Annotated in this window: 15 protein-coding genes; 13 read left to right on the forward strand and 2 right to left on the reverse strand. The window is 70.1% G+C overall.

The window, feature by feature from the left end:
• Nucleotides 1-8 precede the first annotated feature (8 nt).
• Nucleotides 9-971, reverse strand: coding sequence for a helix-turn-helix transcriptional regulator (locus DFR41_RS03640; RefSeq protein WP_114801713.1), 963 nt, complete (start codon nt 969-971; stop codon nt 9-11).
• A 242-nt stretch (nt 972-1,213) separates the two neighbouring features.
• Between DFR41_RS03640 and DFR41_RS03645 the strand changes: the two genes are divergently transcribed.
• From DFR41_RS03645 to DFR41_RS03680, 9 genes are all read left to right on the forward strand, one after another.
• The gene (locus DFR41_RS03645) at nt 1,214-1,687 is read left to right on the forward strand and encodes a 4-hydroxylaminobenzoate lyase (protein WP_114801714.1); all 474 of its coding nucleotides are present in this window, start codon (nt 1,214-1,216) and stop codon (nt 1,685-1,687) included.
• A 3-nt stretch (nt 1,688-1,690) separates the two neighbouring features.
• The gene (locus DFR41_RS03650; protein ID WP_114801715.1) at nt 1,691-3,244 is read left to right on the forward strand and encodes a 3,4-dehydroadipyl-CoA semialdehyde dehydrogenase; all 1,554 of its coding nucleotides are present in this window, start codon (nt 1,691-1,693) and stop codon (nt 3,242-3,244) included.
• Nucleotides 3,245-3,294: 50 nt separating this feature from the next.
• Nucleotides 3,295-4,848, forward strand: a complete 1,554-nt coding sequence (locus tag DFR41_RS27930) for a benzoate-CoA ligase family protein (RefSeq protein ID WP_244917635.1) — start codon at nt 3,295-3,297, stop codon at nt 4,846-4,848.
• Nucleotides 4,845-5,666, forward strand: a complete 822-nt coding sequence (locus tag DFR41_RS27935) for an alpha/beta fold hydrolase (protein WP_244917636.1) — start codon at nt 4,845-4,847, stop codon at nt 5,664-5,666. The genes DFR41_RS27930 and DFR41_RS27935 overlap by 4 nt, the downstream gene beginning before the upstream one ends.
• Nucleotides 5,667-5,731: 65 nt before the next feature.
• On the forward strand, nt 5,732-6,901 hold the full coding sequence (locus DFR41_RS03660) for an ABC transporter substrate-binding protein (protein WP_114801716.1): 1,170 nt from the start codon (nt 5,732-5,734) through the stop codon (nt 6,899-6,901).
• A 275-nt stretch (nt 6,902-7,176) separates the two neighbouring features.
• The gene (locus tag DFR41_RS03665) at nt 7,177-8,049 is read left to right on the forward strand and encodes a branched-chain amino acid ABC transporter permease (protein ID WP_017757730.1); all 873 of its coding nucleotides are present in this window, start codon (nt 7,177-7,179) and stop codon (nt 8,047-8,049) included.
• 20 nt (nt 8,050-8,069) lie between these two features.
• Nucleotides 8,070-9,077: a branched-chain amino acid ABC transporter permease gene (locus tag DFR41_RS03670; protein ID WP_211322558.1), complete on the forward strand. Its 1,008-nt coding sequence runs from the start codon at nt 8,070-8,072 to the stop codon at nt 9,075-9,077.
• Nucleotides 9,074-9,838, forward strand: a complete 765-nt coding sequence (locus DFR41_RS03675) for an ABC transporter ATP-binding protein (RefSeq protein ID WP_114801718.1) — start codon at nt 9,074-9,076, stop codon at nt 9,836-9,838. Before DFR41_RS03670 ends, DFR41_RS03675 begins: the two co-directional genes overlap by 4 nt.
• 16 nt (nt 9,839-9,854) lie before the next feature.
• Nucleotides 9,855-10,556, forward strand: coding sequence for an ABC transporter ATP-binding protein (locus tag DFR41_RS03680; RefSeq protein WP_017757727.1), 702 nt, complete (start codon nt 9,855-9,857; stop codon nt 10,554-10,556).
• Between the two features lie 18 nt (nt 10,557-10,574).
• On the opposite strand, the gene DFR41_RS03685 is transcribed toward DFR41_RS03680, so the two are convergent.
• Entirely contained in the window at nt 10,575-11,264 is a 690-nt protein-coding gene (locus DFR41_RS03685; protein ID WP_114801719.1) for a Crp/Fnr family transcriptional regulator, read from the reverse strand.
• Between the two features lie 160 nt (nt 11,265-11,424).
• Between DFR41_RS03685 and DFR41_RS03690 the strand changes: the two genes are divergently transcribed.
• Genes DFR41_RS03690 through DFR41_RS03705 form a run of 4 tightly spaced genes read left to right on the forward strand, consistent with a single transcriptional unit; the run spans nt 11,425 to nt 16,377 of the window.
• Entirely contained in the window at nt 11,425-12,366 is a 942-nt protein-coding gene (locus DFR41_RS03690; protein ID WP_114801720.1) for a beta-keto acid cleavage family enzyme, read from the forward strand.
• A 25-nt stretch (nt 12,367-12,391) separates the two neighbouring features.
• Nucleotides 12,392-13,600, forward strand: coding sequence for an ABC transporter substrate-binding protein (locus DFR41_RS03695; RefSeq protein WP_114801721.1), 1,209 nt, complete (start codon nt 12,392-12,394; stop codon nt 13,598-13,600).
• Complete coding sequence (locus DFR41_RS03700; protein WP_114801722.1) at nt 13,597-14,544, forward strand: 3-hydroxyacyl-CoA dehydrogenase NAD-binding domain-containing protein; 948 nt, start codon at nt 13,597-13,599, stop codon at nt 14,542-14,544. The genes DFR41_RS03695 and DFR41_RS03700 overlap by 4 nt, the downstream gene beginning before the upstream one ends.
• 27 nt (nt 14,545-14,571) lie before the next feature.
• The gene (locus DFR41_RS03705; protein WP_114801723.1) at nt 14,572-16,377 is read left to right on the forward strand and encodes a feruloyl-CoA synthase; all 1,806 of its coding nucleotides are present in this window, start codon (nt 14,572-14,574) and stop codon (nt 16,375-16,377) included.
• The last annotated feature ends 35 nt before the right edge of the window (nt 16,378-16,412 follow it).

Below are 16,412 nucleotides of genomic sequence, written 5' to 3' on the forward strand. Positions count from 1 at the left end.
AGGGCCGCTCAGCCGCCCACCGGCTCGGCCATCACCTTCTGCACCGCCGCCCGCAGCGCCTCGAAAGCCTGCGGCAGCGTGGTGCCGCCGGTGTCGACCGTGAGGTCGGCCTTGGAATAGAAGGCCGCACGTCCGTCGAGGATGCGCTTGAGGTCGTCCATCGCCTCGCGGCTGGCGGCCATGGGGCGCATGTCGCCCTGGGCGATGACGCGGCCCATGTGCTCCTCGGGCCGGGCCTGCAGCCACACGGTGGTGCAGTGGGCCAGCAGCTCGTTGAAGGTGGCCGGGTCGGAGACGATGCCGCCCGGCGTGGCGATGACCACCTCGCCGTAGATCTGCACCGTTTCTTCCAGCGCGCGGCGCTCGTAGCGGCGGTACGCGTTGGTGCCGTACAGGTCGTGAATCTCGCGCACGCTGCAGCCTGCGAACTTCTCGATCTCGCGGCTGAGCTCGATGAAGGGCAAGCCCAGGTCCTCGGCCAGCATCTGGCCCAGCGTGGACTTGCCGGCGCCGCGCAGGCCCACCAGTGCAAAGCGGCGCTTGCGGGCCGGGTCGATGCCGGCAGTGCCCAACAGCTCGCCCAGCGCGATGCGGGCGCGGCGCAGGTCGGCCTCGCTGCGGTTTTCGAGCAGTTCGCGGATCAGCAGCCATTCGGGCGAACTGGTGGTCGCGTCGCCGAGCAGCTCGGCCATGGAGCACTGCAGCGCGCCCGCCACCTGTTGCAGCACCAGGATCGACACGTTGCCCATGCCGTATTCGAGGTTGGCCAGGTGGCGCTCCGACACGTCGGCCGCCTGCGCCACGGCCTTGCGCGTCAGTCCGCGCCGCGCGCGCAGGCTGCGGGCGCGCTCGCCCACGGCCGCCAGCAGCGGATGGCGGTTTTCGCCGCCGGAGGCGGTGTTGGCCGCCTCCGGCGGATGCGCGTCCGCTTCCGCCTCACCAGGCCGCAGCGCGCTCTCGGGTTCGCTCATTGCATCGTCCTTCACAACGCGATTGTCGCGAGGCGCCACCGGCCCTCGCGTCGGCCGATTCATCGCCGGCCCTTCCGTCTTCACCGCACCTAGGGATAACACCCAACATGCACTATGTTGCTTGACATGCATCAGGTGCGCTTTTATGGTTCGTCCGCAAGCAAGATACTGCACATGAACGGCGCCGGCAAGCACTGGCGTCAACCCGCAGAGAGACAAGCACCCCGACAGCGAGATCCACGATGTCCAAGCAAGCCTTCCATGCCCAGGTGGCCGCACTGACGGCCCAGATCGCCGGCCGGCCGCTCGACGCCGCGCTGGACGCCTGGCTCAATGCCGAGCACGGCGCCGGCAGCGCCACCTATGCCCAGCTCAAGGCCAGCTGCGAAGAGGGCGTGGCCGAGGGCTGGCTGTGCGAGCGCGAGGGCGGCGGCATCCGCTACGGCCGCGTCTTCAAAGCCGAGGACGCCCTGCATCGCTTCTCGGTCGACGTGGTCGACATGCAGGACATTGCAGGTCCGCACCATGTGCACCCGAACGGCGAGATCGACCTGATCATGCCGCTCGCGGACAGCCGCGCCGCCTTCGACGGCCGGCCCGCCGGCTGGTGCGTCTACCCGCCGGGCAGCGCCCACCGGCCCACCGTGAGCGACGGCCGCGCGCTGGTGCTCTACATGCTGCCCGAGGGCCGCATCGAATTCACCAAAGGCGCCTGAGCGATGACCACCGAACTTCTCCAGAACCACGTCGCCGGCCGCTGGCAGGCGGGCACCGGCGCCGGCACGCCGCTGGTCGACCCGGTGCTCGGCACCGAGCTCGTGCGCGTCGACGCCACCGGTCTGGACCTGCCCGCCGCCTTCGCCTTCGCACGCCAGACCGGCGGCGCGGCGCTGCGGGCGCTGAGCTACCGCGAGCGTGCCGGCCTGCTGGCCGCCATCGTCAAGGTGCTGCAGGCCAACCGCGATGCCTACTACGAGATCGCCACCGCCAATTCGGGCACGGTGAAGAACGACTCGGCGGTGGACATCGACGGCGGCATCTTCACGCTGGGCCAGTACGCCAAGTGGGGCGAGTCGCTGGGCGACGCCCATGCACTGAAGGACGGCGAGCCAGTGCGGCTGGGCCGCGAGCCGGTCTTCCAGTCCCAGCACGTGCAGGTGCCGGTGCAGGGCGTGGCCCTGTTCATCAATGCCTTCAACTTCCCGGCCTGGGGGCTGTGGGAGAAGGCGGCACCGGCCCTGCTGTCGGGCGTGCCGGTGATCGTCAAGCCTGCCACCGCCACCGCCTGGCTCACGCAGCGCATGGTGCGCGATGTGATCGACGCCGGCGTGCTGCCGCCGGGCGCGCTGTCCCTGGTCTGCGGCAGCTCGGCCGGGCTGATGGATGCGCTGAGGCCCTTCGACCTCGTCTCCTTCACCGGCTCGGCCGACACCGCGGCGCTGATCCGCGGCCATGCGGCGGTGGCTCGCCATTCGGTACGCGCCAATATCGAGGCCGACAGCCTCAACAGCGCCCTGCTGCTGCCCGGCGCCGCGCCGGGCGATGCGGTGTTCGAGCTGCTGGTCAAGGAGGTGGTGCGCGAGATGACGGTCAAGTCCGGCCAGAAGTGCACCGCCATCCGCCGCGTTTTGGTGCCCGAGGCGCTCTATGCGCCGGTGGCCGAGGCCGTCTCCGCCCGGCTGGCGAAAGTGAGCGTGGGCAATCCGCGCAACGAGTCGGTGCGCATGGGTTCGCTGGTCAGCCGCGAGCAGTTGGCCTCCGTCCAGCAGGGTCTGCAGCAACTGGAGGCCGCGACCGAGGTGCTGCACGACGGCCGCCGCGCCGCGCTGGTGGATTGCGACCCGGCCATCGCCGCCTGCATCGGCCCGGTGCTGCTGGGCGCCCGCGATGCCGACAGCGCGGCCGTGGTGCACGACGTGGAGGTGTTCGGCCCCGTGGCCACGCTGCTGCCCTACCGCGACCTGCCGCATGCGCTGGCCCTGGCCGAACGCGGGCTGGGCTCGCTGGTGGCCTCGGTCTATGGCAGCGAGCCGGCCGAGATCGGCCGCGCCGCCCTCGCCCTGGCCGCCAGCCACGGCCGCGTGCATGCGGTGACGCCCGAGGTGGCGCAGGCCCACACCGGCCACGGCAACGTGATGCCCATGTCGCTGCACGGCGGCCCGGGCCGCGCCGGTGGCGGCGCCGAACTGGGCGGCCTGCGGGCGCTGGACTTCTACCACCGGCGCGCGGCCGTGCAGGCCAGTCCTGCGGTGCTGGACGCGCTGGTGTCGTGACACGCGCCTGACAAGAAAAAGAGCCCCCAGGGAGTGACTAGGAGACAACGATGAGCCTGCCCGCCCGCTTCAACTTCGCCGAACACCTGTTCGCCCTCAACCGCGGCCGCGCCGCCAAGGCCGCCTACATCGACGACCGGGGCGTGCTGAGCTATGGCGAGCTGGAAGACCGCGCCCGCCGCCTGGCGGCGGCCCTCACCGCCGCCGGTGTGCGGCGCGAGGAGCGCGTGCTGCTGCTGATGCACGACACGCAGGACTGGCCCGTGTGCTTTCTCGGCAGCCTGTACGCCGGCGTGGTGCCGGTGGCCGTCAACACGCTGCTCACCGCCGACGACTATGCCTACATGCTGGAACACAGCCGCGCCCAGGCCGCGCTGGTGGGCGGCGCGCTGCTGCCGGTGCTGCAGAGCGCGATGGAAAAGGGCACGCACGAGCTGCAGTCGGTGATCGTCGCCCAGCCCACGGGCGAGCTGCCGCGCGGCATGCAGGCGCTGGAAGACACCATTGCCGCCACCGAGCCGCGGCCCGCCCCCGCGCCCACCACGCCGGACGACCCGGGCTTCTGGCTCTATTCCTCCGGCTCCACCGGCAAGCCCAAGGGCACCGTCCACACCCATGGCAACCTGTGGTGGACGGCCGAGCTCTACGGCAAGGCGGTGCTGCAGCTGACCGAGCAGGACGTGTGCTTCTCGGCCGCCAAGCTCTACTTCGCCTACGGGCTCGGCAATGCGCTGACCTTCCCGCTGTCGGTGGGTGCCAGCGTGGTGCTGATGGCCGAACGCCCCACGCCCGAGGCCACCTTCAAGCGATGGACGCAGGCCGAGCACCGGCCTACGGTCTTCTTCGGCGCGCCCACGGGCTATGCGGGCATGCTGGCCTCGCCGCAGCTGCCTGCCCGCGATCAGGTCGCACTGCGCATGGGCTCGTCCGCCGGCGAGGCGCTGCCGGCCGACATCGCCCAGCGCTTCAAGGCGCACTTCGGCTGCGACATCATCGACGGCATCGGCTCCACCGAGATGCTGCATGTCTTCCTCTCCAACCGGCCCGGCGACGTGCGCTACGGCACGACGGGCCGCCCGGTCGAGGGCTACGAGGTGGAGCTGCGCGGCGAGGACGGCCGCCCCGTGCCCGACGGCGAAGTCGGCGACCTCTACATCCGCGGCCCGAGCAGCGCGCTCATGTACTGGGGCAACCGCGAGAAGACGCGCGACACCTTCCTGGGCCGCTGGACCAAGTCCGGCGACAAGTACGTGCGGGATGCCGAGGGCTACTACACCTATGCCGGCCGCAGCGACGACATGCTCAAGGTCAGCGGCATCTATGTCTCGCCCTTCGAGGTCGAGGCCACGCTGGTGCAGCACCCGGCCGTTCTGGAGGCCGCCGTCATCGGCGTGGCAGATGCCGAAGGCCTCACCAAGACCAAGGCCTACGTGGTGCTCAAGCCCGGCCAGCCCGCCACCGATGCCGAACTCAAGGCCTTCGTGAAGGACCGGCTCGCGCCCTACAAGTACCCGCGGCTGATCGAGTTCATCGACGAGCTGCCCAAGACGGCGACGGGCAAGATCCAGCGCTTCCGGCTGCGCGAGCGGGAGCAGCACGCGTGAGCGGCACCGACTTCGCCGAGATCGACTGGCGCGGCCGCGCGGTGCGCATCGAGCACCGCTTCATCGTCCCGGCGGGTGCCGAGGCGGCGCCCCTGGTGGTGTTCCTGCACGAGGGCCTGGGCTCGGTGGCGATGTGGAAGGACTTCCCCGACAGCCTTTGCCAGACACTGGGCGTGCGCGGCCTGGTCTACTCGCGGCCCGGCTACGGACGCTCGACGCCGCGGCCGGCCGAAGAGCGCTGGGACGTGGACTTCATGCACCGCCAGGCCCATGAGGTGCTGCCGGCGTTCCTCGCGGCCCTGGGCATCGACACGCCCGTGTGGCTGTTCGGGCACAGCGACGGCGGCTCCATCGCCCTGCTCTTCGCCGCCCGCCATCCGCAGGCCGTGGCCGGGCTGGTGCTGCTGGCGCCCCATCTCTTCGTGGAAGACGTGACGGTGCACAACATCGAACTCGCCCGCCAGGCCTACGACCATGCGGACCTGCGCGCGCGACTGGCCCGTTATCACGACGACGTGGATTCGGCCTTCCGCGGCTGGAACGACATCTGGCTGGCACCGGCCTTCCGGGCCTGGAACATCGAGGCCGACATCGAAGGCATCCACTGCCCGGTGCTCGCCATCCAGGGCCTGGACGACGAGTACGGCACGCTGGCGCAGATCGAGGGCATCGCGGCGCGCGTACCCGGCACCCAGCTGCTGCCCATTCCGTGCTGCGGCCACTCGCCCCATAGGGATCAACCCGAGCAGGTGATCGAGGCCACAGGCCGCATGCTCGCGCCTTCCTTGCGCGGGGCAGCCGCCCGCGCGCCCAGGTAAACACCGAAGCCGCCCACATTACTTTAGTTGTAAAGTAATTTCACGACTACCCAGGAGACAGACGCATGCCCATCCGCTTCCCCCGCAACACCCTCGCCGCCTTCGCCCTGGCCGGTCTGGCCGTCACTGCGTCGGCCCAAGGCACCGGCAAGCTCAAGGTCGGCCTGATGCTGCCCTTCAGCGGCACCTACAGCGCGCTGGGCGTGGCCATCGAGAACGGCTTCAAGCTCTATGTGGACGAGCAGGGCGGCAAGCTCGGCGGCCGCGAGATCGAGTACTTCAAAGTGGACGACGAGTCCGACCCGGCCAAGGCCACCGACAACGTCAACAAGCTGATCAAGCGCGACAACGTCGACGTGATCATCGGCACGGTGCACTCCGGCGTGGCCATGGCCATGGCCAAGGCGGCCAAGGAAAGCGGCACGATCCTGATCGTGCCCAACGCCGGCGCCGATGCGGTGACCGGCCCGATGTGCGCGCCCAACATCTTCCGCAGCAGCTTCAGCAACTGGCAGCCCGCCTATGCGATGGGCGTGGTTGCGGCCAAGGAAGGCAAGAAGACCGCCATCACCCTGACCTGGAAGTACGCGGCCGGCGATGAGTCCACGGCCGGCTTCAAGGAAGGCTTCGAGAAGGGCGGCGGCAAGGTGGTCAAGCAGCTGACGCTGCCCTTCCCGAACGTGGAGTTCCAGGCCCTGCTGACGGAGATCGCGGCGGCCAAGCCCGACGCGGTGTATTCCTTCATGGCCGGCGGCGGCGCCGTCAAGCTGGTGAAGGACTATGCGGCCGCCGGCCTGAACAAGACGATCCCGCTGTACGGCCCCGGCTTCCTGACCGACGGCACGCTGGACGCCCAGGGCGATGCCGCCGCCGGCATGCTGACCACGCTGCACTATGCCGACGGCCTGAACACGCCCAAGGACAACGCCTTCCGCACCGCCTACGCCAAGACCTTCAAGCTGCAGCCCGACGTCTACGCCGTGCAGGGCTACGACGCCGCGCAGATGCTGGGCGTCGGGTTGGCCGCGACCAAGGGCGATGCCAGCAAGAAGGCGGAGTTCGCCGCCGCCGTGGAGAAGGCGAAGATCGACAGCCCCCGCGGCGCCTTCACCGTGGGCAAGTCGCACAACCCGGTGCAGGACATCTATCTGCGCAAGGTGGAGGGCAAGGAGAACAAGCTGGTGAATGTGGCGATCAAGGGCCTTGCAGACCCTGGGCGTGGATGCCGGATGTAAGCGATTCGGCCTGCTCGGGAATATCCGCTCTTCTTCTGCCAGCCTGAGATCACTCCCATCGCTCGGGCTGAGCCGCGTCCACTGTTTGGGCTGAGCCGCAGCTAAGGCTTGGGCTGAGCCACCACAACCGTTCAGGCTGAGCCTGTCGAAGCCCGGCACCGCGCCGTGCACGGCCTTCGACAAGCTCAGGCCGAACGGAATGAAGGCTCAGGCCGAACGGAATAGACGCTCAGCCGGGCCGGCCCCTCTTCAATTCGCATCTCGGAACCTCACTCGTGGAACTCGGCACCTTCCTCGTCCAATGCCTGAACTCGGTGCAGTACGGGCTGCTGCTGTTCCTGCTTGCCTCGGGCCTGACGCTGATCTTCGGGATCATGGGCGTCATCAACCTGGCGCATGGCAGCTTCTACATGATCGGCGCGTACATGGCCTTCTCGCTGGCGCCGCTGTTCGGCGACAGCTTCCTGCTGATGCTGGTGGCCGGCGTGCTGCTGGCGGCGGCGCTGGGCTATGCGCTGGAATGGGCCTTCTTCAGCTACCTCTACCAGCGCGACCACCTGCAGCAGGTGCTGATGACCTATGGCCTGATCCTGGTGTTCGAGGAGCTGCGTTCCATCCTGGTGGGCAACGACGTGCACGGCGTGCCGCTGCCGGGCTGGCTGGCGGGCAGCTTCGCGCTGGGCGACGTGATGAGCTACCCGTGGTACCGCATCTTCGCGTCGGTGGCCTGCATCGTGCTGGCCGTGGCCATGTATGCCGTCGTCAACCGCACCCGTCTGGGCATGATGATCCGCGCCGGCGCCAGCAACCGCGACATGGTGCGCGGCCTGGGCATCGACATCCGCAAGCTCTACCGCATCGTCTTCGCCGCCGGTGTGGCACTGGCGGCGCTGGCCGGCATGATCGCGGCACCCATGTCCTCGGTCTATCCCAACATGGGCGCCAGCGTGCTCATCATCTGCTTCGTGGTGGTGGTGATCGGCGGCATCGGCTCCATCACCGGTGCGCTCGTGGCCTCGCTGCTGGTCGGCTTCGTCGACACCTTCGGCAAGGTCTTCTTCGCCGAGCTGAGCGGCATCGGCATCTACCTCCTCATGGCCATCATCCTGATCTGGCGCCCCGAGGGCCTGATGGGCAAGCGCGCATGAACACCACCACGTCTTCCGCGATGACCCCGCCCTTGTCCTCCTCCACCCCGACCCGCGCCGGCGGCCTGCCCCAGGGCGCACTGCTGCCGCTGGCCGCCGCCGTGATCCTGGCCATCGCCGGACCGCTGCTGGGCGGCTATGCGGCCGACCTGGTGGTGAAGGTGATGATCCTTGCCATCTTTGCGCTCAGCCTCGAACTGCTGGTGGGCATGACCGGGCTGGTGAGCCTGGGCCACGCCGCCTTCTACGGCATCGGCGCGTACATCACCGTCCTGGCTTCGGGCAAGGAGGGCGGCAACCTGCTGGTGCTGCTGGTGCTGGCCATGGGCGGCGCGGCGCTCTATGCGCTGGTGGTGGGCGCCTTGAGCCTGCGCACGCGCGGCGTCTACTTCATCATGGTCACGCTGGCCTTCGCGCAGATGGCCTTCTTCGTCTTCCACGACACGCCAGTGGGCGGCGGCAGCGACGGCATCTACCTCTACATCCGCCCGGCCGTCGGTGCGCTGGACATGGAAAACCGCCTGGTGCTGTTCTACGTCGTGCTGGCCGCGCTGGCGGGCACCTACGGCCTGCTGGCGCTGATCCGCCGCTCGCGCTTCGGTGCCGCGCTGGCGGGCATCCGCGTGAGCGAGCAGCGCATGCGTGCGGTGGGCTTTCCCACCTATGCCTACAAGCTCGCGGCCTTCGTCATCGCCGGCGCGCTGGCGGGGCTGGCGGGCTTTCTGGTGGCGGCGCGCGACGGCGTGGTCAACCCCGAGCTGATGGCCTGGCACAACTCGGGCGAGGTGCTGCTGATGATCATCCTGGGCGGCCTGGGCCATCTGCGCGGTGCGGTGCTCGGGGCGGTGGCCTTCACGCTGCTGAAGGAAGTGCTGTCCACCCACGGCCTGGTGGGCCCGCTGGCCGATCACTGGCAGCTGAGCCTGGGTATCGTCATCATCGTCTTCGTGGCGCTGCTGCCCAAGGGGCTGATCGGCCTGCGCGAGCGGCTGTCGCCGATGGGTGCCAGCAAGGGAGCGGCACGATGAACGCCGTCGAATCGACCGCGGCCCTGCTGGGCGTGCAGGGCCTCACGCGCCGCTTCGGCGGCCTGGTGGCGGTGAGCGAGGTCACACTCGACCTGCATGTGGGCGAGGTGCATGCGGTGATCGGCACCAACGGCGCCGGCAAGTCCACGCTGATCAACATGCTCTCGGGCGAGATCGAGGCCTCGGCCGGCCGCATCGCGCTCGATGGCCGCGACATCACCGCCCTGCCCCAGCCGCGGCGCGCGCTGGGCGGCGTCGGCCGCAGCTACCAGCGCACCACCATCTTCGGCGAGTTCACCGTGCTGGAGAACTGTCGCCTGGCGGCGCAAGCTGCGACGCCGCGGGCCTGGGCCTTCTGGGAATCGTCGGCACGCTGCCAGGCCAGCAACGCCGCCGCCCACGAGGCGCTGGAGGCCGCGGGCCTGAGCACCGAAGCGCACCGCATCGCCGGCACGCTGAGCCACGGCGCCAAGCGCCAGCTGGAGGTTGCCATGTGCCTGGCCACGCGCCCCCGCGTGCTGCTGCTGGACGAGCCGCTGGCCGGCATGGGCGCCGAGGAGACCGACCGCATGCTCGCGCTGCTGCAGCGGCTGAAGGCGCGCCATGCCATCCTGCTGGTGGAACACGACATGGACGCCGTCTTCCGCGTGGCCGACCGCATCACCGTGATGGTCAACGGCGCCGTCATCGCCACCGGCACGCCCGAGGCCATCCGCACCAATCCCGACGTGCGCGCCGCCTACCTGGGCGATGAACACTGAAGCGAAGCCGCCTTCCATGCTCTCCATCCGCGACCTCAACACCTACTACGGCGACAGCCACATCCTGCGCGGCGTCGATGCGCAGGTGCCCGCCGCCTGCGCCGTGGGCCTGCTGGGCCGCAACGGCATGGGAAAGACCACGCTGATCCGCAGCCTGATGGGCTATGTGCGCCCCGCCTCGGGCCAGGTGCTGGCCGACGGCCGCGACGTGACCGGCTGGGCGCCCGAGAAGATGGCGCGCCTGGGCATCGGCTACGTGCCCGAGGGCCGCGGCATCTTCCCCAACCTGTCGGTGCGCGAGAACCTGGTGATGGCCGCGCGGCCCGGCATCGACGGCAGCCGCGCGTGGACCTTCGAGCGCGTGATGGCCACCTTCCCGCGGCTGTCGGAGCGGCTGTCGCACGGCGGCCAGCAGCTGTCGGGCGGCGAGCAGCAGATGCTCTCCATCGGCCGCGCGCTGATGACCAATCCGCGCCTCATGATCCTGGACGAGGCCACCGAGGGTCTGGCGCCGCTGATCGTGGCCGAGATCTGGCGCGTGATCGCCGAGATCCGTGCCAGCGGCATCGCCACGCTGATCGTGGACCGCGACTGGCACAAGGTGCTGCACCACACCGACCAGGCGGTGGTGATGGAGAAGGGCCGCATCGTGCTGGCCGGCGCCTCGGCCGAGTTGCTGGCGCAGCCCGACGCGCTGGCACAGCGGCTGGGCGTTTAGCGCGCCGCCCATCGGCGCTCAGGCGCCGGGCACCCGGGCGCGCAGCCCGGCCAGATCGACCACCGTGATGCCGCCGTATTCGAGCTCCACCAGCCCGTCGGCCGCAAGCCGCTTGAGCGCCGCATTGCAGCGCTGACGGGATACGCCGGACAGGTGCGCGATCTCCTCCTGCGTGACCTGCAGGTGCGGATCGCTGCCCGGATGCAGCCACGGATGGAACAGCCCCACCAGCGCACGCGCCACGTTGCTGTCGGTGTCCAGCAGGTGGTGGGCGGCGAAGTTGCCCAGGAACCAGTGCATGCGCTCGTTGATCTGGCGCAGCAGGTAGTCGGCGAAGCCGGGCTCGTGGCTGCGCAACCAGTCGAAGACCTCGGCCGGCATCAGCGCCACCCGACTGTCCCGCAGCGCGATCACGTCGGCCGTGCGGGCCGCGCCCCGGAGCACCGTGCCTTCGCCGAACCAGCTGCCCACCGACAGACCGCCGAGCGTGACCGAGCGGCCGTCGGCACTGCCCACCGACCACTTCAGCAGGCCCTCGATGGCGCCATACCAGTGCAGCGGCGCATCGCCCATGCGGCACAGCGCGGTGCCTGCAGGCACCTCGGCCTCACGCATCCGCTCTCGCACATGCAACCGCGTCGCCCCGGGCAACGCCGGGTACCAGGCGCTGTGGGCCAGCAGGTCGTCGAGGCTTCTGCGCGCGGGCATGGGACGGTGGCGGATGGTGGTCTCCTGGAATCGATGGCGCGTGTCGTGATGGGACGCGGGACGGTACTAACCCCCAGGGCAAATGTCATCGCAACGACTGAGTGCGCGGGGCCCGAAAAAAATAATAGCCGCGCCTACCACGAACACATCAGGAGACACGATGAGCAAGCGCAAGGTCATCGTCACCATCGCCCCGACCGGCGGCATGGCCCACAAGTCGCAGAACCCGCATCTGCCGACGCAACCCGACGAGATCGCCGCCGACGTGCTGCGCTGCTGGAACGCCGGTGCCAGCGTGGTCGCCATCCATGCACGGCGGCCCGACGACGGCGCCACCTGCAACCCCGCCATCTACCGCGACATCAACCGGCGCATCCGCGACGCGGGCTGCGACATCGTGCTGAACAACTCCACCGGCGGCGGTGTGCATGGCGACATGGTCCGGCCGTTGCCCGGCGACCGCTGGGAGATCGCCTGGGAGGAGCGCATCAAGGGCATGGACGCCGGCGCCGAGATGTGCACGCTGGACGCCACCACGCTCAACCTCAGCTTCGGCGGCCGCGAGATCCTGATGGACACGCCGCTGTCCAAGGGGCGCGAGCTGGCCGCCGGCATGAAGGCGCGCGGCATCAAGCCGGAGTGGGAAGTCTTCGCGCACACGCACATCCTGCAGGACGTGACCACGCTGATCGAGGAAGGCCATGACGAGGCGCCGCACTTCATCAACCTGGTGATGAACGTGCACCGCAACTTCCAGAACGCGATGCCCTTCTCGCCGCGCTACCTGCAGCAGATGGTGGACGTGCTGCCGCGCAACAGCCTGTTCTGCGTGAGCGGCATCGGTCCTTCGCAGCTGGAGGCCAACGTGGCCGCGCTGCTGCTCGGCGGCCACGCCCGCGTGGGGCTGGAAGACAACCTGTACTACCGCCAGGGCGAGCTGGCCACCAACGTGCAGCTCACCGAGCGCATCGTGCGGCTGATCCGCGAGCTGGACATGGAACCGGCCACGCCCGACGAGGCGCGCGAGCTCATGGGCCTGCCGCGCACTGGCACGCCCCGGCCCGAGTTCGCGCCGGCGGCGCTGGCCGACGCAGCCGCCTGATTCCGACCACCACGAGGAGACCCCGATGACCTTCACCCGCGCCCTGCTGGCCGCGGCGGCCGCGCTCGCCTGCGCGACCGGCGCCTCGGCCCAGATCTCGGACGACACCGTCCGCATCGGCTTCATCAGCGACATGTCCGGCGTCTACCGCGACTACGACGGCCCGGCCGGCGCCGAGGCCATCCGCATGGCCATCGCCGACATGGGCGGCAGCGTCGCGGGCAAGAAGATCGAACTGCTCACGGCCGACCACCAGAACAAGCCCGACATCGCCGCCGCCAAGGCCCGCGAGTGGTTCGACGTGGACAAGGTGGACATGCTGATCGGTGGCGTCAACTCCGGCGCCGCCATCGCCATGGCCGGCGTGGCGCGCGACAAGAAGAAGCCCTACTTCGTCGTCGGCTCCGGCGCCTCCAGCCTGACCAACGAGCACTGCTCGCCCTTCACCGTCATGTATGCCTACGACACCGTGGCCATGGCCCGCGGCACGGCCAGCGCCGTGGTCAAGGGCGGCGGCAAGCGCTGGTTCTTCGTGACGGCCGACTATGCCTTCGGCAATGCGCTGCAGACCGATGCGAGCAAGGTGGTGGAAGCCGGCGGCGGCACGGTGGCCGGCGCGGTCAAGCATCCGCTGGGCGCGAGCGACTTCTCCTCGTACATGCTGCAGGCCACCAGCGCCAAACCCGACGTGCTGGCCCTGGCCAACGCGGGCGGCGACACGGTCAACGCCATCAAGTCCGCGGCCGAGTTCGGCCTGGCGCAGAAGATGAAGCTGGCCGGCATGATCATCACCATCCAGGACGTGCATGCGCTGGGACTGAAGACGGCGCAGGGCATGTTCCTGACCGACAGCTGGTACTGGAACCAGAGCCCCGAATCGCGGGCCTGGGCGCGGCGCTTCTTCGACAAGCACAAGCGCATGCCCACCTCCTTCCATGCCGGCGACTATTCCGCCGCGCTGCAGTACTTCAAGGCCGTGCAGGCGGCCGGCAGCGACGACGGCGAGAAGGTGATGGCCCAACTGAAGAAGACCAAGTTCGACGACATGTTCGTGCAGGGCGGCTGGCTGCGCGACGACGGCCTGATGGTGCACGACATGCACCTGATGCAGGTGAAGACGCCCGCGGAGTCGAAGGAGCCCTGGGACTACTACAAGGTGGTCGAGGCCATCCGCGGCGAGGCCGCCTGGACCACGCGCGCCGAAAGCCGCTGCGCGCGCTGGAAGGCGTCATGAGCGGGCACCCGGACATCCGCCGCGTCGGCATCGTCGGCACCGGCGTGATCGGCGCCAGCTGGGCCGCCTTCTTCCTGGCGCGCGGGCTGGACGTGTCGGCCACCGATCCCGCGCCCGGGGCCGAGGACCGGCTGCGCGCCGCGGTCGATCGCCATTGGCCCACGCTGCAGCGCATGGGCTTGGCCGAGGGCGCATCGCCAGCCCGGCTGCGCTTCAACGCCTCGCTGGAGCACGCGCTGGAAGGTTGCGACTTCGTGCAGGAGAGCGGCCCCGAGCGCGCCGACTTCAAGGCCGAGCTCTATGCCCGCATGGACGCCGCCACGCCACCGCAGGTGCTGCTGGCCAGCAGCAGCTCGGGCCTGCCGGTCAGCGGCATGCAGGTGCGCTGCGAGGCGCCCCAGCGCGTGGTGCTGGGCCATCCCTTCAACCCGCCGCACCTGATCCCGCTGGTGGAGGTTGGCGGCGGCGAGGCGACGGCGCCCGAGGCCATCGAAGGGGCCATGGCCTTCTATGCGGCGCTGGGCAAGCGGCCCATCCACGTGCGGCGCGAGGTGCTGGGCCACATCGCCAACCGGCTGCAGGCGGCGCTGTGGCGCGAGGCCTTCCACCTCGTCGACCAGGGCGTGGCCAGCGTGGCCGACATCGACACCGCCATCGCGCACGGCCCCGGCCTGCGCTGGGCGGTGATGGGCCCCTTCATGAACCTGCACCTGTCGGGCGGCGAAGGCGGCATGGCGCATCTGCTGGAACACCTGGGCGGGCCCATCGAGAGCTGGTGGCGCGACCTGGGCCAGCCCGCCATGACGCCCGCGCTGAAGGCACGCGTGGTGCAGGGCGTGGCCGAGGCCCGCGGCGAGCGCCGCGAGGACGCGCTGGCCCGCAGCCGCGACGACCTGCTGATCGACCTGATGCGCGCCAAGGCCGGGGACGGCACCCTGCCCTGACTGCGTCCGCCCTTTAGAGAGACATCCATGCCCCCCATCGACTTCCTGGACGACCCCGCACAGGTCGCACCGCCGCGCGCCGTGCGCATCGACTTCGACGACGGCAGCTTCTCGCTGCGCTCGCCCATCGCCCTGCAGCCCTATGCGCGCTGCGTGGGCGAGTGGCTGGAACAGTGGGCCGAGCGCACGCCCGATGCCCTGGCGCTGGCCGAGCGCACGCCGGATGGCGCCGACTGGCGGCGCGTCAGCTACGCGCAGCTGCGCGCGCAGGTCGGCCGCCTGGCCCAGGCGCTGCTCGATCTGCGGCTGCCCGAGGGTGCGCCCGTGGTGATCCTGTCGGACAACAGCATCGACCATGCGGTGATGATGCTGGCGGCCATGCACATCGGCCGGCCCAGCTGCTCGCTGTCCAGCGCCTATTCGCGGCTCACGCAAGACCACACGCGCCTGGCCGGCATGCTGCGGCTGCTCGGGCCCGGGCTCATCTATGCGGCCGATGCGCAGGTCTACGGCCCCGCCATCGCCGCCTGCGACCTCGACGTGCCCTGCGTGTTCAGCGCCCATGCCGGTGCGTGGCCCGGCGGCCTGGCCTTCGACACCCTGTGCGCCACACCTGAGACGCCCGCGGTGCGCGACGCCTTCGAGGCCATCGGCCCCGAGACGCATGCCAAGTACCTGATGACCTCGGGCTCCACCGGCCATCCCAAGGCGGTGATCAACACCCACCGCATGCTGTGCGCCAACCAGCAGATGATGGCCCAGACCTGGCCCTTCCTGACGCAGGAGCCGCCGGTGCTGGTGGACTGGCTGCCCTGGAGCCACACCTTCGGCGGCAACCACAACCTCAACATGGTGCTGGCCCATGGCGGCGCGCTCTACATCGACGAAGGGCGACCCGCGCCGGGCCTGGTCGAGAAGACGGCACGCAACCTGCGCGAGGTACGGCCCACGCTGTGGTTCAACGTGCCGCGCGGCTTCGACATGCTGCTGCCGCTGATGGAGGCCGACGCGGCGCTGGCCGCGGACATCCTCTCGCGGCTGCGGCTGGCCTTCTACGCGGCGGCGGCGCTGTCGCCCGCCACCTGGCAGCGGCTGCATGCGTTGGCCGAGCGCGTGCGGCCGGGCCAGCCGCTGTGGCTCACCACCTCCTGGGGCTGCACCGAGACCTCGCCGGCCATCACCTCGGCCCACTGGACGCTCGATGGCGCGGGTTGCATCGGCAATCCGCTGCCCGGCATGGAGGTGCGCTTCGTGCCCAACGGCGGCAAGCTGGAGATGCGCATCCGCGGCGTGACGGTGACGCCCGGCTATCGCCACCAGCCGCGCGAGACGGCGGCCGCCTTCGACGCCGAGGGCTACTACCGCATCGGCGATGCCGGCTACCTGGTGGATGCGGCGCGGCCCGAGCGCGGCATCGTCTTCGACGGCCGCGTGGCCGAGGACTTCAAGCTCGGCAGCGGCACCTGGGTGTCGGTGGGCCCGCTGCGCATCGAGCTGGTGTCGCAGCTCGCGCCCTGGGTGCAGGACCTGGTGCTCACCGGCCACGACCGCGAGGCCGTGGGCCTGCTGGTCTTTCCCAGTCCACAGGGCGCCGCCGAACCGGCGAAGCTGCGCGAGGCCTTGCAGGCCGCGATGCGCCAGCGCATGGCCTCCGGGCTGGGCTCGGCCCGCTGCCCCACCCGCGCACTGGTGCTGGGCACGCCCCCCGATGCCGACCACGGCGAGATCACCGACAAGGGCTACCTCAACCAACGCGCCGTGCTCACGCGGCGCGCCGATGCCGTGGCGCGGCTGCATGCGGCGGTGGCGGATGCCGAGGTGATCGCCGCTTGAATCGAGCGATGCCGACGCGAGGGTCCGGCTGCCAC

The organism is Pseudacidovorax intermedius (genome assembly GCF_003350475.1).
Classification (GTDB): domain Bacteria; phylum Pseudomonadota; class Gammaproteobacteria; order Burkholderiales; family Burkholderiaceae_C; genus Xenophilus; species Xenophilus intermedius.